This window comes from Hymenobacter sp. UYAg731 (assembly GCF_054061335.1).
This window is the reverse complement of record NZ_JBSSEC010000003.1, coordinates 666,521-690,707: the sequence shown is the minus strand read 5'-3', so window position 1 is coordinate 690,707 and position 24,187 is coordinate 666,521. Positions and strand designations below refer to the sequence as shown.

The window sequence follows — 24,187 nt, the reverse complement described above, 5'->3', positions numbered from 1 at the left end:
GCCGCCCAGGTAGGCCGCCCGCGTCCGCACGCCGCGCACGCCGATGCCGGCTAGCCCTTTATCCGGGCCGGGTGCAGCGTTTGCGAGAGCCGCTGGAGCTTCTCTTCCAGCTCCCCGGCGGCCAGCTCGCACACGGCTTCAATCTTGGCAAACAGGCTGTGTATTTTGGCCAGGTTGTCAGCGGTGGCTTCGGCCCCGATTTCATCGGCGAGGAGGATGCCGGCCAGCGCTTGCAGGTCTTTGGCGTTGTCTTCGAACTCGGGGTTGATGCCCATCGTGGCGAAGGTGGGGATGATGGAGTGCGTGGCCGATTTCAGGGCGGACCACTCGTTCTCCGCGATGGCCTTTTTCATGGTTTGCACCAGCGGCGGAATCTCCTGGAGGTACAAGTAAATCATCTCGGCCATGCGGGCATCGCTCTTGGTGATGCGGCGCAGGTAGTCGAAATTGACGCAGGTGGCCAGCGGCTGCGGCTCGGCTTCCGCTTCCGTCTGGCCCGGGAGGAGGGCCAGCTTGTTGTAGCCCGAGCTTTTCAGGTACTTGATGATTTTGCTGTAGAGCAGCTTGTCGTCGATGGGCTTCGAGATGTAGTCGTTCATGCCCACGGCCTTGCATTTCTCCACGTCCACGGTGGTCACGTCGGCGGTAAGGGCAATGATGGGCGTGGTCAGCTTGAGCTGGGTACGGATGTATTCCGTGGCTTCGAAGCCGTTCATTTCGGGCATCTGCAAGTCCATCAGGATAATGTCGTAGCGGGTAGTGCGCAGCATGTCCACGGCAATGCGGCCGTTGCCGGCCACTTCCATCTCGAAGCCGAAATCTTCCAGCAGCGTCTTCATCAGCAGCTGGTTGAGGGCAATGTCTTCCACCACCAGGATTTTCACGTCCTTGAAACCCGATTCCAGCTCCACGGTCATGTTGGATTCCGCGTCGGCCTTTTCCAGCGTTTTATTGAAGCTCAGAATGAAGCTGAACGTGGAGCCCTTGCCCACCTTGCTCTTCACGCTGATGGTGCCCCCCTGCGGCTCCACCAGGTTTTTCACGATGGCCAGGCCCAGGCCCGTGCCGCCGTACAAGCGGCTGGTGCCGCTAGTGGCCTGCTGGAAATTGTCGAACACCGTGCCCAGCTTGGCTTGCTCGATGCCGATGCCGGTATCGGTCACGGCAAACTCCAGGATGACCTTTTCCGCGTCCTGCACCAGCATCCGCACGCCCACCGTGATGCTGCCCTCGCTGGTGAATTTCACCGCGTTGCTTACCAGGTTCAGGATAATCTGGTGCAGGCGCACGGGGTCGCCCACCACCACTTCCGGGATTTTCTCGTCGTATTCCATCACCAATTCCAGGTTTTTCTCCTGGATTTTGGTCTCGAACAAATGCACCATGGCCGACACCGAAGCCGAAAGCTTGAACGGAATCTGCTCGAACGTCATCCGGCCGGCATCCACTTTGGCCAGGTCCAGAATGTCGTTGATGAGCACAATCAGCGTGTCGCCGCTCAGCTTGATGGCCGTCAGGTACTCGCGCTGCTTTTCCGTGAGCTCCGTTTTCAGCACCACCTTCGTGAAGCCGATGATGGCATTCATCGGCGTGCGGATTTCGTGGCTCATGTTGCTCAGAAACTGCTGCTTGGCCTTCACGGCATCCTCGGCAATTTCGGTGGCGCTTTCGGCTTTGGCCTGGGCTTCCTCGGCCAGCACGGTGGCGCGCTCGGCGGCAATTTTGGCCTCCGTCAGCTCCGTCGCGATGCGCTTCTGGTCGGTCACGTCGCGGGCCACAATCACCACGCCCAAAACATGCCCCTCGTCGTTTTTGTAAACGGAACCATTGAACAGCACGTCGGTCAGCTTGCCGTCCTTGTGGCGCAACGTCAGCGGCGAGTCGGCCACGGTGCCCTTGGCAAACACCTCTTGGTACACCTCCCGCGCCATCTGCGGCTCGGTGAAGTAGGTGAAGAAGTCGGACCCCAGCAGCTGTTCGCGCTCGATGCCGGTGATGTACACCGTGGCCATGTTCATGTCCGTAATCTTCCCCTCGGGGCTGATGGTCACCAGCGGGTCGCGGCTGGCTTCAATCAGGCTCCGGGCGTAGTTGGCAATGCGCAATTCGGCCGCCCGCTTCACTTTCTCGTCGTTCTGAAACGCCAATTCCTTATTGGCAATCACCAGCTCGGCCGCCCGCTTTTCCTTCTCGTCGTTCTGGAACGCCAGCTCGATGTTGGCGATACCCAGCTCGGCGGCGCGCTTCTCCTTCTCGTCGTTCTGGAACGCCAATTCGGTGTTGGCAATGCTCAGCTCCTGCGCCCGCTTTTCTTTCTCGTCGTTCTGGAACGCCAGCTCCTTATTGGCCACGCTTAATTCCTGCGCCCGCTTCTCCTTCTCATCGTTCTGAAAAGCCAGCTCAGTATTGGCCACGCTTAATTCCTGGGCCCGCTTTTCCTTCTCGTCGTTCTGAAAAGCCAACTCGGTATTGGCCACGCTCAGTTCCTGGGCGCGTTTCTCCTTCTCATCATTCTGAAACGCCAGTTCGGTGTTGGCCACACCCAACTCCTGCGCCCGCTTCTCCTTTTCGTTATTCTGGAAGGCCAGCTCAATGTTGGCAATGCCCAACTCGGCCGCTCGCTTCTCCTTCTCGTCATTCTGGAACGCCAACTCCGTGTTGGCCACGCTCAACTCCTGGGCGCGCTTCTCCTTCTCGTCATTCTGGAACGCCAACTCCGTGTTGGCCACGCTCAACTCTTGGGCGCGCTTCTCCTTTTCGTGGTTCTGAAACGCCAGCTCCTCGTTGGCCACGCTCAGCTCCTGCGCCCGCTTTTCTTTCTCATCGTTTTGGAAAGCTAACTCCTCGTTCGCAATGCTAAGCTCGGCGGCGCGCTTCTCCTTCTCGTCGTTTTGGAAGGCCAGCTCGGTGTTGGCCACCCCCAGTTCCTGGGCGCGCTTTTCCTTTTCGTCGTTCTGAAACGCGAGTTCCTTGTTGGCAATCACCAGCTCGGCCGCCCGCTTTTCCTTCTCGTCGTTTTGAAACGCCAATTCCTCGTTGGCAATGCTCAACTCATCGGCCCGCTTTTCCTTCTCGTTGTGCTGGAAAGCGAGTTCCTTGTTGGCAATGCCCAGCTCGGTGGCCCAGTTTTTCTCGGCTACTTCGCGGGCTATCAGCACGCCGCCCAGCACCTGTCCGTGGTCGTCCTTGTTCACCGTGCCGTCGAACAGCACCTCCGTGGGCGTGCCATTGGCGTGGCGCAGCGTGCAGGCCACGTTGGTGACGGCCCCGGTGGCCAGCACCTGCCGGTACATCTGCTCCACCACGGCCGGCTCCGTGAAGTAGGCAAAGAAATTGGAGCCCATCAGCGAGTCGCGGTCCACGCCCGTAATCTTGACTGCCGCCTCGTTGGTGTCGATAATATTGCCTTTCAGGTCAACGGTGACCAGTAAATCCTGGCTGGCTTCAATCAGCCGGCGGTAACGCTTTTCGCTTTCCTTCATGGGAATAATTGGACCTGCCTATAAGGCAAGTTTTGGCTTTTTTTATAATAATGCGGGCCGGCCTGAAAGCCGCGGAAAACCGTCGCCGTGCTAAAAACCCCGGCATATCGCCGCTGTATACGGAACGGGGTATAAATAATTGTTTTTCAGAAAAATAACTTTCCTGTAAGGTACCGCTTTTTCGCCCGGTCACTGATGAAGATTCGCTCATTAGCGGCCGGGCCTCTGCCATCGCCCTGATGGTTATCTGGTTTGCGAAACCAGATAAAATGCACGCCTGCGCCAAAATCAGTTTCCGCCGGCCACCCCCAAAGCCAGATAGCCCATCCGGGCTGCCGAATGGGCTGTCTGAAAACGACCGGGCGCTACTACTTGCCCGCCGTGCCGTCGGATTTCAGCGTGCGGCCCAGCCACTCAAAAAACACCCGCTGCCAGAGCACCGAGTTTTGCGGCTTCATCACCCAATGCCCCTCGTTGGGCAAGTACAGAAACCGGCTCGGAATGCCGCGCAGCTGCGCCGTACCGAAAGCCTCCATGCCTTGTCCCTCGGGCACCCGGAAATCCTTGCCGCCCTGAATGACCAGAATGGGCGTGTCCCAGTTTTTGGCGAACAGCTGGGGGTTGAATTCCTGGTAGGATTTGCTGGGCGTGGCATCCCAGGGCGCGCCGCCCATGTCGTGCCTGGCGAAGAACATTTCCTCGGTGCTGGGGTACCAACTGGTAAGGTTGTAGAGACCGTCGTGGGCGATGAAGGTTTTGAAGCGGCCCTCGTGGTGGCCGGCCAGGTAGTATACCGAGTAGCCACCGTAGCTGGCCCCCACGCAGCCGCGCCGGTCCTTGTCCACAAACGGCTCTTCCGATATTTTGTCAATTGCCGAGAGGTAATCCTTAATCGGCTGGCCGCCCCAGTCGCCCGAAATGGCATCGTTCCATTCCCGTCCGAAGCCCGGCAGCCCACGCCGGTTAGGAGCCACAATGATGTAGCCATTGGCGGCCATCAGCTGGAAATTCCAGCGGTAGCTCTGGCTCTGGGTGATGGGCGACTGCGGCCCGCCCTGGCAATACAGCAGCGTAGGGTACTTTTTGGCCGGGTCGAAATCGGGCGGATAAATCACGTACACCTGCATCTGCTTGCCGTCGGTAGTCGTCACGCGGCGGTCCTCCACCTTGCCGAATTTGATGCCGGCCAGCTCCTGCTGGTTGATGGCGGTAAGCGGCGTTTCCTTGCCCGTTTTCAAGTCCAGCCGCACCACATCGGCGAAGGCACTCAGCGTGGTACGGTTGGCCACGGCCTGGTCCTTGCCCACCAGCTCAAACGCGTTGTAGTTCTGCGCGCCGGTGGTCAGCTGGCGAATTTTGCCGCCCTTGCTCGGTAGTGAAAATAGCTGCTCCGCGCCCGTCACTACGGCCATGAAGTAGATGGTTTTGCCATCGGCGCTCCAGCGCACGTTGGCCGCGCTCAGCTCCGAGCCTTTGGTGATATCCACCCGCTTTTTGCTGGCGAAATCATACATCACAATGCCGTTGCGGTCACTCTCGAAGCCGGGCGTAGCCATGCTCAGCCAGGCCACCTGCTTGCCATCGGGCGAGAACGCGGGCTCGGTGTCGTAGCCGCCCAGGCCCTCGCTCAGGTTCACGGTTTGCTGGTTGTGAATGTCGTAGAGGTAAATGTCCGAATTCGTGCTTTCGGCCTCGGCGCGGCCGGTCAGCTTGCGGCTGGTGTAGGCAATGCGGTAGCCATCGGGCGAAAAGGCCAGCTGCTCGGAGCCCCCGTCAGGCATCAGCGGCGAGTCGAATCTCTCGCCGGCCATCACATCCTTGCCGTAACCTTCGGGCTTGCCATCGGCGTTGATGGGCTGGAAGAAAACGTGGCTGGCGAGGTGGTCGTCCCACACGTTCCAATGCCGGTAGTTCAGGTCGTCGATGATTTTAACGTCGGCCTTGGGCAGGTCCGGGAACATATCGAGCGTGGTCGGGCTCGACTTCACATCCTGCGTGTAGAGGATGAAATTGGCTTTCGGCGCGTATTTCAGGTTGCTCAGGCCCTGGTCGGGGAAGTCGCTGAGCTTGGATTTGCCCGTGCCGTCGGCACTCATCACGTAGAGCTGGTCGGTTCCGCTTTCGCCCGAAATGAAGGTCAGCTTGCCGTCGGGCCGCCAGTTCAGGGTGTTTTCCGAGCCGGGCGTGTCGGTGATTTTCCTGGGCTGCCCGCCGGCCACGGGCACGGTCCAGATGTCGGTGTTGCCCTTGTTTTCGGCCAGGTTGTATTTGGTCACGGTGTAGGCCACCGTCTTGCCATCGGGCGATACTTGTATTTCGCCCAGCCGGCCCAGCTGCCACAGCTTTTCGGGGGTGAGCACGGTGGATGGGGGAGGGGTTTGGGCGGATGCCGCGAGGGGGAGCAATGCCAGCGCGCCAAAAAAGAGCTTGTTCATGCCCGAAAATTACGGACTGCCGGCACATGGCGCGAGCAAAGACTGAAGGAGTTAATATATATTATTTGCTATTTAATGAGTACGTTTATGCTAATACACTTGCTTTGAATGGGCTATGAAATTAATTTCCTTCCACCAGCTCCTGTCGGCAAACCTATTGCTGGCTGTAGCCCTGCTCCTGAGTGCCGGCCCGGCCCGCGCCCAGCAGCCTGCCAGCGCCGCGCCCGCTAAGCGCAGCCTGCCGCCCATTCCCGGCCTCGGCCCCGACCCGGTGCTGCCCGCCCACCCCACCGCCGTCCAGCAAGCCGCCTACAACCGCGAACTAGCCGAGCGCACCCGCGTTCGCTGGAACTACCTGCTCACCGATTCGCTGATGCGGGCCCGGGTGCTCAACGAGCAGCCCAACGCCTTGCTGGTCGAAACCGTGAAGAACCTCAAGCCCGGCACCGCCCTCGATGCCGACATGGGCGAGGGCCGCAACGCCATTTACCTGGCCCAGCAGGGCTGGCAGGTAACCGGAGTCGACGTAGCCGAAAAAGCCCTGGATTACGCCCAAAAAAGAGCTGCGAAACTGGGCGTCAAAATCACCACCGAAGTAGCCGATATGGCCACCTACGACTGGGGTACCAACAAATGGGACCTCATCGTGCTGAGCTATGCCGGCGGCCGCGAATACGCGCCCCGCGTGATGCGCGCCCTGAAACCCGGCGGTCTGGTCGTACTCGAAGCCTTTCATATGGACGCCACCGAGAAGCTGCAAGTGGTGGGCGGTGACTATCGCGTGTTCTTCAAAACCAACGAATTGCCAAAATTATATACCGCCACCGGCCTGAAAATCGTGCGCTACGAAGAGCCCATCGGCACCGCCGACTTCACCAAGCAACAGTTGCGGCTAGTGAAAATGGTGGCCCAGAAACCGTTGTAGCCAACGGCGAATTCAAAGAAAAACCTCCCGCAATCGTTTGCAGGAGGTTTTTCTTTTGTGGGGTGACAGCCACTTGGGGCGTTGGGACGTACCAAGAAATTATTTATACAGCCTCTAACGGACTACCCCGCCGGGTTGTTTGCAGCTGTCGGCATTTTTATTTTCTGCCGCCCCAATGCGTGCGGCAGCCCATCATTCCGAAGGTGCAGGAATCGCTGAACTATGTTCAGACGGTCCTACTCAGGCTCCTCCTTCAGAAGGACAGTGCCCTATTCAGGTAGCCTCTTACTACCTTCGTGCCTTATTTCGGCCACTTTCCCTGATATGCGCCACGTCGCCGACATCCCCCATCCCGCCGTCAAAATCACCTTGCTGGCCTGGAATGGCAAGTTCCTACTGAAACTGGAGCAGGGCAACCTAGAACAAACCTACAAAGTGGCCGAACTCGACCTGCTCACCGGCACCGATGCCGAAGTACGAGAACTGCTCGACGACGAGTTTCTGGCCGCCGCCATTGCCCGTTTTCAGGCCATGCGCGATGATTTGCAGGCCGCCTTCGACCGCCAAGAGCTGCGCTAACCGCTGACTTCAATCCCCTGCCTTATGTCTAAAATTTACTTTCTTCTGCTGATGCTGGCCGGTCTGCTTTCGGCCGCCCCAGCCTCGGCCCAGCTCTACGACGTGCGCCCCGGCGACGTGAACTACAACAAAAAGCCCCGTGCCGCCCTCAAAGTGCAGGTTGATGGCAAGGCCACCGACGTGCGTGAGTTTTTCCAGGACTGGATGAAGAGCAGCTACAACGTGAAGTTCAAGACCGGCGGCGTGCTGGGCTTTGGTAAGAACGACGTGCTGGTGGCCCGCCAAACGCCCGCCAGCACCATTTCGGGCAAACTGGTGGACCTCTACGCCACTATTATCGCCCCGTCGGATTCAGTGGCCGAAGTGGCCATTTTTGGTGGGTTCGATGACAATACCTTTTTTGACCCCAGCAGCACCAAAACCGAGTACGATGCCCTGCGCGCCATTGCCCAGAACTTTGCCGGCGCGGCCCGCCTCAAGGCCTACCGCGACATGATTGCCGAAGCCGAGAAGAAGCTCAAAGCCACTGAAAAGGAAAAAGAGCGCCTCGAAAAGGAGCAGTCCTCCCTGAAAAGCAACACCGAGTCCAACCTGGCCCGCATCGAGGAGCTGAAGAAAAAAAACACCGAAAACCTGCTGCAATCGCGCACCGATTCAGCTTCGCAAATCAAAAACAACAAGCTGCTCGACGAAAGCCGCCTGCGCCTGCAACGCCGCCGCGACCGCCTCTCGGCCCTCGACCGCAAAAACTAGCCTTGCCGCCGGCCGTACTCTAGGTCATGGATAACCCCAATTCGCCCCTCGACACCCTCCGCCAGCTCAAGGAAATGCTGGATGCCGGGGCTATCACGCCCACCGAGTTTGAAGCCCTGAAGCAGCGGCTGGTGTTCACCGCACCCGTTACGCCGCCGGCTCCGGCCGCTCCCGAGTATAGCGTGCCCGCGCCAGTGGTGCCGCCCACGCCAATCGCGTTCGACCGCCCGCCCGTGAGCACAGCGCCAACTTCCCCACTGGCCGAAGAAGCGCCCGCCGCCGAGTCATCCTACTTCGCTGCTGAGCCCGAACCAATCTTGGAACCCGAGCCCGAACCCGCCTGGCGAACCCGCGACGAGTTTCCGCCCATGCCCGAAGAGCCGGCCCGCAACCCACTGGCCCTGATATTCTCCATCGGGGGCGTGCTGGCGTTTCTGGCGGTGGTGCTGTATCTGAATTTGAACCGTCCCCCGTCGGAGCATATTTCCAGCACCAGCCAAACGGCTGCCGACTCGCTGGCCCTGGCCGCACCCATCGAAACTGGCCCGCAGGCTGCGCCCCTGCCCAGCACCGCCGTTGCCCCCGAAACTGTGCGTGTCGCGCCCGCGCATCCTGCGCCGGTCATTCAGCCCCGCGTCACGCCCACCCGTTCCGATACTTTGGACATCGCCCCGTCAACTACTGTCTCGGATTCGGCTGCGCACCAATAGCCCAGCTGTTTTCACGGGCGAGCTTACCCGCGCTTGCTTCAACGTGCGCGCCGGCCGGCCGTATGAGAAACCCCCGCCCCACCGGCTGGGGTTTCTTTTTGCCCTTTTCCCGCCCTCCTAAACACGATTAAATATGTCGCTTTCCCGACTCCTGCTCCTCAACGCCGCCGCCGGCCTGTTACTTGCCGGCTGCTCGGCGCCCACCGGCAAAACCGACGCGGCTGCCACCAGCTCTGCCGCCGACCCCACCAGTACCCGCGCTGACACGGCCTCCGCTAACTCGCCCCTGCAAGTGGTGGCCGAGTTCACCGACCCGCAAATGGTGGGCGTGGCCGTGGCCCCCGGCGGCGAAATATTCGCCTGCTTTCCGCGCTGGGATTACAACCCGGTCTATCCCATCGCCAAAGTCGGCCCCAACAATACCCTCACGCCGTACCCCAATGCCAGCTGGTGCATGTGGAACGACTCGGTGAAATCAGAGCCACTCAAGCACTGGATTTGCCCCCAAACCGTGTTTGCCGATAAGTCGGGCATGGTCTGGATTCTCGACCCCGCCGCGCCCGGCCTGAAATTCACCGTGCCCGGCGGCCCCAAACTGGTGAAAACCGACCCTAAAACCGGCCAGGTTCTGCTCACCATTCCCTTCCCGGCCGATGTGGCCCCGCGCAAGTCCTACCTCAACGATGTGCGCATCGACCTCCAGAATAATTATGCTTACCTCACCGAATCGGGCACCGGCGCGCTGGTGGTCACCGATTTAAAAACCCTGAAATCGCGCCGCCTGCTGGCCAATCACCCGTCCACTAAAGCCGTAAAAGGGTTGGTTATCAAAGCCGAAGGCCACGCAATGCTCGACCCGCAGGGCAAGCCCGCCCAGTTCAACGTCGATGGCATTGCCCTGAGCACCGACAACACCTACCTCTACTACTGCCCGCTCACCGGCCACACCCTCTACCGCATCAAAACCGCCGCCCTGCGCGATGCGGCCCTAAGCGAAGCCCAACTGGCCCAAGCAGTGGAAACCGTGGGCGAAATTCCCGCCACCGACGGCCTCGAAATCGACGCGGCCAACAATGTCTACCTCACGTCCTTCGAGCAAAGCGCCTTGCTGCGCCGCACGCCCGCCGGCAAAATCGAAACCGTAGTCAAGGATTCCCGCCTGCAATGGCCCGATACTTACAGCTTCGCCGCCGACGGCAACTTGTACGTCGCCAACTCCGCCATTCACAAAACGGCCACCTGGAACAAGGGGGTGGGCCAGCCCCGCCAGCCCTTCCGCATCTTCAAAATGGCTTTGCCGAAATAAGCCCTTCTGTGGAATAGTCAAAAATCGAAAAAGCCGCACCTGACAAGGGTACGGCTTTTTTGTGCCTTCATAGAATAGCAATAGTTGTTTCTACAGCATCGCAATGGGCTGAATCTTCACCCCCTTCTGAAAAATATCGTATTTTTCACTGGGGTGGGTCAGCACGTCCATGCAGTGGTGGTGGCGGCGGTTCATGGTGTCATGAATGGTATACACGCCGTCGAGTTTGGAGGAGATGCCGCGTACGCTCACCTTATCACCAAAATTAAAAGGGCCGCCCCAGGGTTTCAGCAAGTCGCGCGACAGGGCCATCCAGCGCTTTTTGCTCCCATAATGCGGCTTGATGCGAGAATTATCGGCCGTGATAAACGGCTCGCTGTCCGTTTGGCCGGGTACGGCCTGATAAGCGGTCGCCGTCACGGTATAGGTGAGGGCGTGGACGGCCATTTTTTTGGCCTTGGTAACGTGCCGCAGCATCGTTCGGTGCGGTATCAGGAACTCCTTCAGTCCCTTGGCTTCGACGGCGGGTGCGTTATGAAAAAGCGGCGTAGTCAGGGCCGCAGCAGCAATAAGTAGGTCGGCTAATAGCTTAACATTGTTCATCAAAATAGTATTCGTACGCCCGCCAAAATGCCCGGCAGTATAGGCCCTGCCCGGGCTTGAAAAACGGGCAGGAGGTTTTTAACGGTTTGATTAGCAGATAAGTTCTGATAAATATGAATGTCCAATTCGGAAATAGCCTGACGGCGCGTGAGAGCTTTATATAGGAAAAGATTTATATAAAACCAGCATCTTCTCTTGGCTTCTGTGTTCTGTACTTTTAGACGGGTAGTTAGACCGCGTAGCGATGACCTGCGTAGAAATTAAAACCCGCCATCCTGTCATTTTTCGATAAATTGACAGCCCAAGTCATCGTGCGGGGAAAACAAGTATTTCATTAGTGACTTGATTATCAGAAAAATTTGCATACCCGCATGCAAGTTTTTGCCTGTGTAATAAGGCTATTACTTTTACGCAGCCTTACCTAAGCTGAATTCCCAATGGACTCTTATTCCTATATCGCCAATGCCGACGCGGCGGCCATCGAAACCTTATATCAGGCGTACCAGCAGAACCCGGAATCGGTGGACTTTGGCTGGCGCAAGTTTTTTGAAGGGTTTGACTTCTCGCAGCAGTTTCCGGAAGGTGCGCCCGTAGTGCCCGGCGCGGCCACCAATGGTACCGCCGCTCCGGCCGCTGCCAGCGGCCAGGCCTTGGCAACTGCGGCTTCGTCTGCGCCCGGTCCGCGCCCCCAGCCCGACGATTACGGCGTACTCAACACGCTGGCTTCGACCAATAACGCCCCTGGCCTGAGTAGTGGCGAAGTGGCCGCCGACAAAGAGACGGCCGTACGCAACCTTATCCACGCCTACCGCAGCCGGGGCCACCTGCGCGCCAAAACCAACCCGGTGCGCGAGCGCAAGGACCGCAAGCCCCGCCTCGACCTCGCCGATTTTGGCCTGGGCGAAGCCGATATGGACTCCGTGTTCCGCAACGGCGAAGTGCTGGGCCTCGGCACCACGGCCAAGCTGCGCGACATTGTGGCGGCGCTGGAGAAGATTTACACTGGGGCCATCGGTTTCGAGTACATGTACATCCGCGACCCGCAGGTGCTGGACTGGTTCCGCGAGAAAGTGGAGCGCGACTCGCTGGCCTTCAACCCCGGCGTGGAATACAAGAAGCGCATTCTGAAGAAGTTGAACGAAGCAGTGGTGTTCGAGAACTTTCTGCATACCAAGTTTTTGGGGCAGAAGCGCTTCTCGCTCGAAGGTGGTGAAACAACCATTCCCGCGCTGGACGCCATCATTGGCAAGGGCGCGGAGTTGGGTGTGAAAGAAGTGATGATTGGCATGGCCCACCGCGGTCGGCTCAACGTGCTGGCCAACATCATGGGCAAGACGTACGAGCAGATTTTCTCGGAGTTTGAAGGCACCGCCGTGCCCGACCTGACCATGGGTGACGGCGACGTGAAGTACCATATGGGCTACAGCTCGGAGGTGGAAACCAGCACCGGCCAGAAAGTCAACCTGAAGCTGGCCCCCAACCCCTCGCACCTGGAGGCGGTGAACCCGGTGGTGGAAGGCTTCGTGCGCGCCAAAATTGAGCACCAGTACGGGGGAGATTACCACCAGATTCTGCCCATCCTCATTCATGGCGACGCGGCGCTGGCTGGCCAGGGTATTGGCTACGAGCTGACCCAGATGTCGTTGCTGGAAGGCTACAAAACCGGCGGCACCATTCACTTCGTGATTAACAACCAGGTTGGTTTCACTACTGACTTTGAAGACGCCCGCTCGTCGATATACTCGACGGATTTGGCTAAAATTATTGATGCGCCGGTGGTGCATGTCAATGGCGACGACCCGGAGGCGGTGGTATTTGCCGTTCAGCTGGCCACCGAATACCGCCAGCAGTTCCACGCCGATATCTTTATTGATATGGTGTGCTACCGCCGCCACGGCCATAATGAATCGGATGAGCCCAAGTTCACCCAACCCACGCTCTACAACATTATCTCGAAGCACCAGAACCCGCGCGAGGTGTACAACACCATGCTGGTGGAGCGCGGCGATGTAGATGCCGAGCTGGCCACCCAGATGGACAAGGAGTTCCGCGACACCCTGCAGGCCCGCTTGGACCTGGTGAAGCAGGCCCCGCTGCCTTACAAGTACCAGGCCCTGGAAAACGAGTGGCGCAGCCTGCGCCGCAGCACGCCCGAGGATTTTGAGCAGTCGCCTGAAACCGGGATTTCGGCCGAAACGGTGGAGAAAGTGGCCAAGGCCCTGACCACGATTCCGGACGGCTTCAAGCCCATCAAGCAGATTGATAATCTGCTGAAGGAGCGCCGCAAGATGTTCTACGAAACCCGCGTGCTGAACTGGGCCGCCGGCGAATTGCTGGCCTACGGCTCGCTGCTGACGGAAAAGCACATTGTGCGCGTGAGCGGCCAGGACGTGCAGCGCGGTACGTTCTCGCACCGCCACGCGGTGTTGCACGATGCCGAAACCTCGGCTCCGTATAACTCCTTGAACAACATCGAAGGCGAAAATGAGAAGCTGAGCATCTTCAATTCTCTGCTGAGCGAGTACGCGGTGCTGGGCTTCGAATTTGGCTACGGCATGGCCAACCCCACGGCCCTGGTGGTGTGGGAGGCGCAGTTCGGCGACTTCGCCAACGGTGCTCAGACCATGATTGACCAGTTTGTGGTGAGTTCCGAGAGCAAGTGGCAACGCATGAACGGCCTCGTGATGCTGCTGCCCCACGGCTACGAAGGCCAGGGCCCCGAGCACTCCAACGCCCGCCCCGAGCGGTTCCTGCAGCTGGCGGCCGAGAACAACATCGTGGTGGCCAACATCACTACGCCGGCCAACTTCTTCCACGCCCTGCGCCGCCAGCTCACTTGGAGCTTCCGCAAGCCGCTGGTGGTGATGTCGCCGAAGTCGATGCTGCGCCACCCGCTGTGCGTGTCGCCGCTTGACGAATTCACTACCGGGCATTTCCGCGAGGTCATTGGCGATGATTTTGCCGAAGCCAAAAAAGTGAAGCGCGTACTGCTGTGTTCGGGCAAGGTGTACTACGACTTGCTCGACGAGCAGCGCACTTCCGACCGTCGGGACGTGGCCATCGTCCGGATGGAGCAGCTGCATCCCTTCCCCAAAAAGCAGCTTGATGCCGAGCTGGCCAAGTACCCCAAAGCCAAGCTGTACTGGGTGCAGGAAGAGCCCGAAAACATGGGCTACTGGAACTTCATGCTCCGTTACAAGCGCCGCGAGCTGGAAGACGTGATTTCGCGCAAGCCCTCGGCCTCGCCGGCCACCGGCTACAACAAAATCCACGTAAAGGAGCAAAAAGACCTCGTGGCCCGCGCCTTCGATAAGCCTAAGGAAGCCGTGGCCGATGCCAACATCAAAGCCACCGCCGAAGTAGCTAAAAAGCTGGACTAGCTCGTAGCGCATGCTTTCGCTTGCGCTTTTCATCCCAGCCGCCGAACAAGCTAAAGCATGTTCTACAAATGATAACCGAAGAACAAATCCAAGCCGTTGTGCAGCGCATCGTCGAAGGCTACGCGCCCGACCAGATTATTCTGTTCGGCTCGTATGCCTATGGCACGCCCACCGAGCATAGCGACCTGGATTTGCTCATCATCAAAAAGGATGCGGAGGCTAAGCGAGCGGAGCGGGCCATTGCTGTCCGTACGTTGCTGTGGGGCACTGATGCCCCCGCGATGGATATCCTGATTCGTACCCCGGCAGAAATGGTGCGGGCGGCGGGCATCTTTCAATCTGTAGAAACCATTGCCGAGCAGCAGGGCCGGCTACTATATGCCGCCTAGCACCCCCGAACAGAAACGAGTAGCCATGTCGCTTTTAACGGCCGACCGGGACATGGAAGCCGCTGAAACACTGCTGCAAGCCAGTCCGCACCTCTATGAGAATATAGGTTTCCACTGCCAACAAGCTACGGAGAAATACCTGAAAGCCGTGCTGGTGGCCTCGTTGCTGCCCGCGCCATTCATTCACGACCTGACGAAACTGTTGATGCAACTTCAGCAAGCATCGATTATTCAGCTCACCCAACAAGACATAGCCGATGCTGCCGTTCTCAACGAGTTTGCCGTGGGGCTGCGATATGAAACCGACGACGCGCCCAGCTACACTTCGGCCGACTTGCTGGTCATGGCCACTCGTTTTCAAACCAAGCTCCGGCCATTGGCCCAGGCGTTTCTGATTTAATTAAAACTCAACTACACGCTTCCACCACCTATGCCTCTCGAAATCAAAATTCCCGCCGTTGGCGAATCCATTACCGAAGTCACCATTGCCAAGTGGCTCAAGAAAGACGGCGAGGCCGTGAAGCGCGACGAGGTAATTGCCGAGCTCGAATCGGACAAGGCCACGTTCGAGCTGCCCGCGGAGGCTGATGGCATCCTGAAAATCCGCGTGGCGGAGGGCGAAACCATCGGCATCGGCACCGTGATTGCGGAGTTGGATGGCGCCGCCGCTAGTGCCACCCCGGCTGCCGCTGCACCCACCCCGGCTGCTGCCAGCGCCCCCGCTGCCGACCCCATCAGCAAAGGCGAGGAAAACCCCGCCGCCAGCGACCAGGCCGGCTACGGCGGCACCCCGGCTGGTGGTGCAGCAACGGCTACTCCGGCCGCTGCTCCCGCCGCCGGCAGTAGCTCAGTGGAAATGAAAATTCCCGCCGTGGGCGAATCCATCACGGAAGTGACGGTGGCCAAATGGTTGAAAGAAGACGGTGCCCAAGTGAGCCGCGACGAGGTAATTGCCGAATTGGAATCGGATAAAGCCACGTTTGAATTGCCCGCTGAGGCGGCCGGCATCCTGCGCCACGCCGTGAAGGAGGGCGAAACCATCAGCATTGGTGCCGTGATTGCGCGCATTGAGGGCGGCGAAGTGCCTCACGGTGCTGCACCCGCTGCGGCTGCTCCGGCTGCTTCACCTGCTCCCGTGGCGGCACTGGCTTCGGCTCCGGCCGCTGGTGGGGCAGCTACTTATGCAACCGGTGTGCCCTCGCCGGCCGCGGGTAAGATTCTCGATGAGAAAGGCATTGCCGCTACTGCCGTAGCCGGTACCGGTCGTGATGGCCGTATTACCAAGGAAGATGCCCAGAATGCGCAGGCCCGGCCCGCCGCTCCGGCTCCGGTAGCCGCTCCGGCCGCATCGGCTCCTGCTGCTGCTGTTCCGGCCGCGCCCGCTTCGGGCGGTAGCCGCGAAGTGCGCCGCGAGCGCATGAGCAACCTGCGCAAAACGGTAGCCCGCCGCTTGGTGACGGTGAAGAATGAGACTGCCATGCTCACCACCTTCAACGAGGTGAACATGCAGCCCATCATGGACCTGCGCAACAAGTTTAAAGACCAGTTCAAGGCCAAGAATGGCGTGGGCTTGGGCTTTATGTCCTTCTTTACCAAAGCTGTATGCATCGCCCTGAAAGAGTGGCCTTCGGTGAATGCGCAGATTGACGGCACCGACATCGTATTCAACGATTTTTGCGATATCAGCATCGCCGTATCGGCCCCGAAAGGCTTGGTGGTGCCCGTGATTCGCAACGCCGAGCAGCTGAGCTTCGAGGGTATCGAGAAGGAAGTGGTGCGCTTGGCCACGCTGGCCCGCGATAACAAGCTGACCATCGAGCAGATGACTGGCGGCACGTTCACCATCACCAACGGCGGCGTGTTCGGCTCCATGCTCAGCACGCCCATTATCAACGCGCCGCAGTCGGCCATTTTGGGGATGCACAACATTATTCAGCGCCCCATTGCCGAAAACGGCCAGGTGGTGATTCGCCCCATGATGTACCTCGCCCTGAGCTATGACCACCGCATCATCGACGGCCGCGAGTCGGTTTCGTTCCTGGTGCGGGTGAAGGAGCTGCTCGAAGACCCAACGCGCATGATGTTCGGCGTATAACGCAGAGATTAACTAGTGGGGAAAGCGGCCGGCAATGATTGCCGGCCGCTTTTTTTATGCCGGAGCCAGCCCAATGTTGCTGGTTGGCGTTTAAGAACATTCGCTTCCCTACACATCATGAAAAAATCGACCAAACCCCCTCGTTCCGCTAAATTCTGGCCTGTTATGGGCTTCGCCACCCTCGCTGGGATGCGCAGCATGAGTGCGCCGGCTTTTCTCAGCCACTACCTCTCCCGGCAGCCGCATAGCGGCTTGGCAAAGTCGCCGCTGCGGTTTTTGCAAAAGCCTTTCACAGCCAAGTTGCTGAAGGTGATGGCCGCCGGCGAGATGGTGATGGACAAGCTGCCCTCGACGCCCGACCGCACGGCCCCGCCGGTGCTGCTGGGCCGGCTACTTTCGGGGGCGCTGGTGGGGGCAGCGTGGTATAAGTCGCGCCACGGTAGCGCGTTGAGCGGCGGCGTGCTGGGTGGCCTGGCCGCCGTAGCCGCCACGTTTGTGAGCTACGCGCTGCGCACGGGCATCAGCAAGCAGACGGATACCCCGGTTGCGCTGGTGGGCGTGGGCGAGGATGCGCTAGTAGTGGGCAGCGGCGCGGCATTATTGCGCGGCGTTCGGCCAGCCCACGGCGAGTGGCGGGCACTGTGACCCTGCACTCAGTGAAGGAAGAGGAATGCCCTCTTGGTTCATCAAACGAGCATGCCTCATTCCTCTTCCTTCACTGAGTGCAGGGGCCTTCCGCCCAGCAGTACCAGCGCAACAGCCAGCACGATGAGGGCCGCGCCGCCCAACATTTCGGGGTTCAGGCTTTCGCCGGCGAAGGCCCAGCCCAGCAGCACGGCCACTACGGGGTTCACAAAAGCATACGTGCCGGCCAGGGCCGGCTCCACAACCCGCAGCAGCCAGATATAGGCCGTGAACGCCACAATTGAGCCAATTGTGACCAAATACCCATAAGCCACCCACGATTTGGTGGTGACCTGTGCCAGCGTGAAGCCGTCGGCCTCGCCCCGCACCAGGCCCACGATGAGCATGGCCACGCCCCCGCACAGCATCTGCATGCCGCCAGAGGCGAAGGGCGACGGTGCAGGCTGATGGCCCTTGGCATAGAGGGAGCCGATGGACCACACCAACGACGCCACCAGCACAATGCCCATGCCCAGGCCCTGATGGCCCGGCACCTTCACGGCCGTGGCGGTGGGGTGGGCCGCCAGCAGGTACATGCCCGCCATGCCCGCGCCCAGCCCCAACGCCACCCACTTGGTGGGCCGGGCCGACACCCCGCTCAGCCACCCCAGCACCGCCAGAAACATGGGTACCGTAGCCACCAGCAGCGCGGTAATGCCGCTGGGCAAATACATGACTCCCAGCGTGGTGCCGCCGTTGCCAAACCCCAGCAGGCACACCCCGATGAACGCCGCGTAGCCCCAGCCGCGCAGGGTGGGGGCCGGCTCGCCCCGCCAGCGCATGAAGGCGTAGAGCAGCCCGCCCGCCAGCCCGTAGCGCGTGCCGGCCATGAGCAGCGGCGGCATGCTGGCCACGGCAAATTTCATGACCAGATAAGTGGAGCCCCAGATGAGGTAAACCAGGGCGAAAGCGGTAAAGAGCGCGGCCCTGGAGGGCGCGGAGGTAGAAGAGGAGTCAGACATAAAATCACGAAGAACTGCCGCGAAATTACGCCCGACTTGTAGCGCGAACGTTGTAGTTCGCGTTCCCGCGCCGTTCGGGGACACGAACTACAACGTTCGCGCTACTATTTGCGCGGCGGCAATGCCGGCCTTGCACCTTGCTGTTGTTGCTTTGCATGATGAACAAAGTGAAATATCTCCTCACGCTGCTGGCGGTGCTGGTGCTGCTGAATCCCACCGCCGCCCAGCTGCTCCAGCCCCGGGCCGGTTTCACCCGCGCCGATACATTGCGCGGTAGTCTCACCACGCCGCTGCGCACCTGCTACGACCTCAACTACTACCACCTTGATGTGAGGCTGGACCCGGCCAAGCGGTTCATCAGCGGCTCGAACCTGTTCCGCTTCACCGCCACACGGGATTTTACCCGGCTGCAATTCGACCTCTTTGCCAACCTGCAAGTTGATAAGGTGCAGTATAAAGGCCAGGACGTGCCCTTTACCCGCGAGGCCAACGCCGTGTTCGTCACCTTCCCGAAAGCCATTATCAAGGATAGCCGCGATGAGTTTACCGTGCAATATTCCGGCAACCCCACCGTGGCCAAAAAAGCGCCCTGGGACGGCGGAATGGTTTTCACCACGGACGCCGCTGGTAAGCCCTGGGTCGCCACTGCCTGCCAGGGCACGGGGGCCAGCATCTGGTGGCCCACCAAGGACCAGCAGGCCGATGAGGTCGACTCTATGCTCATCAGCATCAGCGTGCCCGAGGGCCTGAAGGACGTTTCCAACGGCCGCCTGCGCAAAACGACCAAGCTGAAGGACGGCTACACCCGCTTCGACTGGGCCGTGCGCAACCCCATCAACAACTACGACGTGGCCCTGAACGTGGGCGACTACCAGCATTTTTCGGATTCGTACCAAGGCGAAAAAGGCCCTTTAACGCTCGACTATTGGGTATTGCCCGAAAACCTGGCCAAGGCCAAAACCCAGTTTGCGGCCAACGTGAAACCCATGCTCAAAAGCATGGAATCGTGGTTCGGCCCCTATCCGTTTTATCAGGATGGCTACAAGCTGGTGGATGCCCCGCACCTCGGCATGGAGCACCAGAGCGCCGTGGCCTACGGCAACAAGTACCAGAACGGCTACCTCGGCCGCGACCGTAGCAACACCGGCTGGGGCCTAAAGTGGGACTTCATCATTATTCACGAAAGCGGGCACGAGTGGTTCGGCAACAACATCACCAGCCAGGACATTGCCGACATGTGGGTCCACGAAAGCTTCACCACCTACTCCGAAGCCCTGTTCGTGGAAAGCCAGTTTGGCAAGCAGGCGGGCCAGGAATATATCCACGGCCAGCGCCGCAACATCTCCAACGATGGCCCCATCATCGGCCCCTTCGGCGTGAACAAGGAAGGCTCCGGCGATATGTACGACAAGGGCAGCATGATGTTGAACACCCTCCGCACCATCCTCAACGACGATGCGAAATGGCGGCAGCTGCTGCGCGGCCTCTCGGCCAAGTTCTACCACCAGACCGTGACCGGCCAGCAGGTTATCGACTATTTCAACCAGGAAAGCGGCCGCGACCTCACCAAAATATTTGCCCAATACCAGCGCCACCGCAACATTCCCACGCTGGAAATCCGCTTCGAGGACGGCAAAACCCTGGCCCGCTGGGTGGCCGACGTGGACAAGTTCGACATGCCCGTGCGCGTGCGCCTGAAGGGTGGCGAGTACCAGTTCATCACACCCACCACTCGGTTTTTGCCCATCAAGGAGCTGGCCGGTGCCACCAGGGAGACGCTGGAGGTCGACACGTTCAACTATTACATCGGCGTGCTGGTAGATTAATGTAGCGTGGACTCTGCGAGTCCGCGTCCCGCTAGGGCTGCCCCGCCTGGGCGCGGACTCGCAGAGTCCACGCTACATTTCCCCGCAGAAATCCACCGCACCCGCATGCGCTGTGCCGTACCTTCGCACGAGCGTACAATCATCGAATACTTCCTCATGAATCAATACGACGTCACCGTCATCGGCTCCGGCCCGGGCGGCTATGTAGCCGCCATCCGCTGCGCCCAGCTGGGCCTCAAAACGGCCCTCATCGAGAAATACCCCACCCTGGGCGGCACCTGCCTCAACGTGGGCTGCATCCCCAGCAAGGCCCTGCTCGACTCCTCCGAGCACTACCACAACGCCCATTCGGTGTTTGCCGAGCACGGCATCGGCCTCGAAAACCTGACCGTCGACATGAACCGCATGATTGACCGCAAGGCCGGCGTGGTGAAGGCCAACGTGGACGGCATCGCCTACCTAATGAAGAAGAACAAAATCGACGTCATCACCGGCGTTGGCTCGTTCGTGGATAAAACCCACATCAAAATCGAGCCCACCGAGGGCGGCGAGGCGCAGACCATTGAAACCAAAAACGTCATCATCGCCACCGGCTCCAAGCCCACGGTGCTGCCTTTTATCAAGCAGGACAAGCAGCGCATCATCACCAGCACCGAGGCCCTGAACATCCGCGAAGTGCCCCGGCACATGATTGTGATTGGCGGCGGCGTGATTGGCCTCGAAATGGCCTCCATCTACGCCCGCCTCGGCGCGAAAGTATCCGTTATTGAATTCCTCGATTCGCTCATCCCGACCATGGACCGCGGCCTGGGCAAGGAGCTGAAGCGCGTGCTGGGCAAAATCGGCATCGAGTTTTTCCTGAGCCACAAGGTGACCGCCGCCACCCGCGAGGGCGACAGCGTGACTGTGACCGCCACCAACCCGAAAGGGGAGGAGGTGAAATTTGAAGGCGACTACTGCCTCGTAGCCGTGGGCCGCGTACCCTACACTGCCGGCCTCAACCTGGAAGCCGCCGGCGTAGAAATGGAGGAGCGCGGCCGCATTAAGGTTGATGCCCACCTGCAAACCAACGTGCCCGGCATCTACGCCATCGGCGACGTGATTCGGGGCGCTATGCTGGCCCACAAGGCCGAAGAAGAGGGCGTGTTCGTGGCCGAAACCATCGTGGGCCAGAAGCCGCACATCAACTACCTGCTCATCCCCGGCGTGGTGTACACCTGGCCCGAAGTGGCGGGAGTGGGCTACACCGAGGAGCAGCTCAAGGAGCAGGGCAGGGCCTACAAAATCGGCAGCTTCCCCTTCAAAGCCAGCGGCCGGGCCCGCGCCAGCGGCGACACCGACGGCTTCGTGAAGGTGCTGGCCGACAAAACCACCGACGAAATTCTGGGCGTCCACATGATTGGCCCGCGCATCGCCGACCTTATCGCCGAAGCCGTGACCGCCATGGAGTTCCGCGCCTCCGCCGAGGACGTGGCCCGCATGAGCCACTCGCACCCCACCTACGCCGAAGCCATGAAAGAAGCCTGTTTGGCGGCGACGGAGAACCGGGCGATTCATATGTAATTGCCTGACGCTATTTCGTTCTGAAAAAGAGCCTGAAGCTTCCCTAGCTTTAGGCTCTTTTATATTTAATTCATGCGTACTTGTTGCTTGTTCCTTCTATCGATTGCCTTATTGACAGCTTGCGAAACGCAGTCAAAAATGAAGGAAGTCGCAGCGACGGGAAATGCGTTGCCCCACTCTGGTATAACAGTGGCAGTGGTGAAGGATTCCGCCAGGCAACAAGCCACCTCAGCTGCGCCTAGCCAAACGGAGCAGGCCATCCCCCGGGAGGCATCACAAGGCACTGTGCAGCCGCACCCAATGCAGTTCAGACGCATCAGCGATGAAGACCTGAAGCAAGAAATGGCGATAGGCAATATTATGGCAGATACCGTCCTCGGCCGGTTTCTAGTGAACGCTGAGTGGCATAAGCCCACTTTCCTCTACTACCGTACGTCCGTTTACCCTGGCGGCTGGATAGAAGTGCAGCTGGAGCCGGTAGGGGAGTGGCTCTGGAATAAGGTAGTAACGCTGGACACTGTGCGGCTGGAGCCAACGGGGACGCCAGCGGTTCGCGTTATGTTTAGCTCAGAGTCAGAACTGCATCACTGGTCCATTTCCAACGAGGGCATTAACATCGTTGACATAGCCAGGGAGCCGGTACTGTTGCTTAAAGCCGGAACTGCCAGCCACGAAGGCGGATTCACTGGCGAGGATGAAACGGACTCCACCGATACCCAACGCGAAGAGCATTCCTTCGAAGTCGTTCAATCGCAGTCGATAAAGGTGCGCAATCAACTTATCGTAGTTGAGCCCGCTGTCGAGGATGGGCAATATGCGTTGCATTCGGTACCGCCCGGCATCTACCGTTACCGACACGGTAGGATGATTCAAATCAGGAAGTAACCTTGTCACGGCAGAAACAGAAAGCGGCTGAAGCTACGGGAGCTTCAGCCGCTTTTGATTTAGCAGGGTAAAGCATCTATGCCAGCAGCCAGAAGCGCCAGCCGCCCCAATGCCGGGCGTAATGCCTGTGAAATGATTCAAATTGGCTGGTTGTTGGTAAGCCTAGGTTTTTAGCAGTTGAATTGTACTCTGTACTATCGGCAAAAGTCCGGTAGCGTTTTAGGCCCAAATCGTAAGTGAAGTACAGATTTTTATCGGCCTTCGCGCAGAGCACATCATTGGCAACTTGATAAGAAATGATTTCGGGTTGGTCGATTGTAGTGACGGGTCCGAAATAGGTCATAGTCCCGTTCATTTGTTCCATTGCCAAGTCATGACCAAGTGGAATCCGAGCGTAATCGCCCAAGCCGTGATTACCCCAAGGAGTATTTGCAATTAAGCAGAGGGCCAAGGAAGCCGCTAATCCACTTCGCCACCAAACCTGCTTGCCATTAGAAGCGAATTTAGCCAGCCCTGAATCTGGCGAGAAACCAGCCCACATTCGGATTAGAATGAGTAGTAGCGTAGCATAAACCGACGCCTGTATCGCAACTTTAAGCAGCGTAAAAATCAGCCCAAACAAGTATTCCATCAGGCAATTGTAGTGAATGGCTTAGAAAGCAATGCCACAGGCGCAAATGTAGAGTCAAGCTAACAGCTTCCCCAGCCCCGCCAGCGGCTCCCGGACGCCCGCCAACCGCTTCCGGACACCCGCCAACCGCTTCCGGACGCTCGCCAACCGTTTCCGGACGCCCGCCAACCGTTTCCGGACCACAAACCTTGGCATCCGGAGCCTCGCCAAACGCTTCCGGATGCCCGCCAACCGTTTCGGGACGCTCGCCAACCGTTTCCGGACCACAAACCTTCCTTCCGGACCACAAACCTTCGGTCCGCAGCACAAACCTTCCTTCCGCACCACAAACCTTCACTCAGTGGTCGTAGCTCACGACGCGCGTGATGCGCCAGGTGCCGGCCTGCTGCTGCCAGACCATCACGAATTTGGAATTGCCGCAGTCCTCGCGGCCGTTTTCGACGTGGCAAAACCGCTGGGTGGCAATGTGCATGGCCCCGTAGTCTTTCACGGGGTACACTTCCAAGGTGCCCGCCACCAGCGTGCGGGAGATGTCGGGGCTTTGGGCAAACAGGCGCGCGAAGCCTTCTTTGGTTTGGGCAAAGTTGGCCAGGCCACCTTTGTCGTGGTAAAACTCCACATTATCGGCGAAGTAGGCCATGAGCTTGTTTACGTCGTGGGCATTGAAGGCGGCAAACATTTCCGTGTCCAGCCGGGCCACGGTTTGGTATAGCTCCTCTTTGGTGAGTGGCTTCGGGGCCGGGGCGGCGGCTGGCTGGGGTGCGCCGCCCGGCCCGGCCTTGCGCGGCGTGCTTTGGCCGTGGGCGGTGGGGCCGGCAAGGGCCAAAAGCAACAAGAGGACGGCGATGGGGCTACGCATAGCAAGGGTTGCTGGAAAGATGTAGAGACGCATATTTGCGCCTCGTCGTCCGCGCCGAGTGGCCGGTGTCGTTCAACGAAGAGACACAAATATGCGTCTCTACATTGGGTTGATGCTTTT

The 24,187-nt window shown here is 59.4% G+C and carries 19 protein-coding genes; 13 read left to right on the top strand and 6 right to left on the bottom strand.

Annotation, left to right across the window (positions count from 1 at the left end; translation table 11 throughout):
* Positions 1–50: 50 nt before the first annotated feature.
* Complete coding sequence (locus ACVWYF_RS11065) at positions 51–3,482, bottom strand: PAS domain S-box protein (protein ID WP_457067823.1); 3,432 nt, start codon at positions 3,480–3,482, stop codon at positions 51–53.
* A 368-nt stretch (positions 3,483–3,850) separates the two neighbouring features.
* Positions 3,851–5,917, bottom strand: a complete 2,067-nt coding sequence (locus ACVWYF_RS11060; protein WP_457067820.1) for a prolyl oligopeptidase family serine peptidase — start codon at positions 5,915–5,917, stop codon at positions 3,851–3,853.
* 115 nt (positions 5,918–6,032) lie between these two features.
* On the opposite strand from ACVWYF_RS11060, the gene ACVWYF_RS11055 reads away from it, so the two are divergent.
* The 5 genes from ACVWYF_RS11055 to ACVWYF_RS11035 all read left to right on the top strand — a co-directional run bounded on the left by ACVWYF_RS11055 (position 6,033) and on the right by ACVWYF_RS11035 (position 10,190).
* Positions 6,033–6,842: a class I SAM-dependent methyltransferase gene (locus ACVWYF_RS11055; protein ID WP_457067818.1), complete on the top strand. Its 810-nt coding sequence runs from the start codon at positions 6,033–6,035 to the stop codon at positions 6,840–6,842.
* A 324-nt stretch (positions 6,843–7,166) separates the two neighbouring features.
* Positions 7,167–7,421, top strand: a complete 255-nt coding sequence (locus ACVWYF_RS11050; RefSeq protein ID WP_457067816.1) for a hypothetical protein — start codon at positions 7,167–7,169, stop codon at positions 7,419–7,421.
* A gap of 24 nt (positions 7,422–7,445) precedes the next feature.
* Entirely contained in the window at positions 7,446–8,174 is a 729-nt protein-coding gene (locus tag ACVWYF_RS11045) for a hypothetical protein (RefSeq protein ID WP_457067814.1), read from the top strand.
* Between the two features lie 26 nt (positions 8,175–8,200).
* Entirely contained in the window at positions 8,201–8,884 is a 684-nt protein-coding gene (locus tag ACVWYF_RS11040; RefSeq protein ID WP_457067812.1) for an SHOCT domain-containing protein, read from the top strand.
* A 133-nt stretch (positions 8,885–9,017) separates the two neighbouring features.
* A complete protein-coding gene (locus ACVWYF_RS11035) occupies positions 9,018–10,190 on the top strand; it encodes an SMP-30/gluconolactonase/LRE family protein (RefSeq protein WP_457067810.1) in 1,173 nt (390 codons plus the stop codon).
* Positions 10,191–10,280: 90 nt separating this feature from the next.
* Here ACVWYF_RS11035 and ACVWYF_RS11030 read toward each other — a convergent pair whose 3' ends face one another.
* On the bottom strand, positions 10,281–10,793 hold the full coding sequence (locus tag ACVWYF_RS11030) for a hypothetical protein (RefSeq protein ID WP_457067808.1): 513 nt from the start codon (positions 10,791–10,793) through the stop codon (positions 10,281–10,283).
* A 437-nt stretch (positions 10,794–11,230) separates the two neighbouring features.
* Here ACVWYF_RS11030 and ACVWYF_RS11025 point away from each other — a divergent pair, with 437 nt between their 5' ends.
* From ACVWYF_RS11025 to ACVWYF_RS11005, 5 genes are all read left to right on the top strand, one after another.
* Positions 11,231–14,173, top strand: a complete 2,943-nt coding sequence (locus tag ACVWYF_RS11025; RefSeq protein WP_457067806.1) for a 2-oxoglutarate dehydrogenase E1 component — start codon at positions 11,231–11,233, stop codon at positions 14,171–14,173.
* A 68-nt stretch (positions 14,174–14,241) separates the two neighbouring features.
* Complete coding sequence (locus ACVWYF_RS11020; RefSeq protein WP_457067804.1) at positions 14,242–14,562, top strand: nucleotidyltransferase domain-containing protein; 321 nt, start codon at positions 14,242–14,244, stop codon at positions 14,560–14,562.
* A gap of 25 nt (positions 14,563–14,587) precedes the next feature.
* Positions 14,588–14,962, top strand: coding sequence for a HEPN domain-containing protein (locus ACVWYF_RS11015; protein ID WP_457067802.1), 375 nt, complete (start codon positions 14,588–14,590; stop codon positions 14,960–14,962).
* 30 nt (positions 14,963–14,992) lie between these two features.
* A complete protein-coding gene (gene odhB / locus ACVWYF_RS11010; protein ID WP_457067800.1) occupies positions 14,993–16,657 on the top strand; it encodes a 2-oxoglutarate dehydrogenase complex dihydrolipoyllysine-residue succinyltransferase in 1,665 nt (554 codons plus the stop codon).
* Between the two features lie 117 nt (positions 16,658–16,774).
* On the top strand, positions 16,775–17,302 hold the full coding sequence (locus tag ACVWYF_RS11005) for a DUF4126 family protein (protein ID WP_457067798.1): 528 nt from the start codon (positions 16,775–16,777) through the stop codon (positions 17,300–17,302).
* A gap of 56 nt (positions 17,303–17,358) precedes the next feature.
* On the opposite strand, the gene ACVWYF_RS11000 is transcribed toward ACVWYF_RS11005, so the two are convergent.
* Positions 17,359–18,303 (bottom strand): EamA family transporter, encoded by a 945-nt coding sequence (locus ACVWYF_RS11000; RefSeq protein WP_457067796.1) that lies wholly within the window; start codon positions 18,301–18,303, stop codon positions 17,359–17,361.
* Between the two features lie 158 nt (positions 18,304–18,461).
* Between ACVWYF_RS11000 and ACVWYF_RS10995 the strand changes: the two genes are divergently transcribed.
* The 3 genes from ACVWYF_RS10995 (at position 18,462) to ACVWYF_RS10985 (ending at position 22,577) form a co-directional block, all read left to right on the top strand.
* Positions 18,462–20,129, top strand: coding sequence for a M1 family metallopeptidase (locus ACVWYF_RS10995; RefSeq protein ID WP_457067794.1), 1,668 nt, complete (start codon positions 18,462–18,464; stop codon positions 20,127–20,129).
* 156 nt (positions 20,130–20,285) lie between these two features.
* Positions 20,286–21,692 (top strand): dihydrolipoyl dehydrogenase, encoded by a 1,407-nt coding sequence (gene lpdA / locus ACVWYF_RS10990; protein WP_457067792.1) that lies wholly within the window; start codon positions 20,286–20,288, stop codon positions 21,690–21,692.
* Positions 21,693–21,779: 87 nt separating this feature from the next.
* On the top strand, positions 21,780–22,577 hold the full coding sequence (locus ACVWYF_RS10985; protein WP_457067790.1) for a hypothetical protein: 798 nt from the start codon (positions 21,780–21,782) through the stop codon (positions 22,575–22,577).
* A 76-nt stretch (positions 22,578–22,653) separates the two neighbouring features.
* Here the strand turns inward: ACVWYF_RS10985 and ACVWYF_RS10980 are convergent, their stop codons facing one another.
* Entirely contained in the window at positions 22,654–23,208 is a 555-nt protein-coding gene (locus ACVWYF_RS10980) for a hypothetical protein (RefSeq protein WP_457067787.1), read from the bottom strand.
* 337 nt (positions 23,209–23,545) lie between these two features.
* A complete protein-coding gene (locus ACVWYF_RS10975) occupies positions 23,546–24,067 on the bottom strand; it encodes a nuclear transport factor 2 family protein (RefSeq protein WP_457067784.1) in 522 nt (173 codons plus the stop codon).
* Positions 24,068–24,187 lie beyond the last annotated feature (120 nt).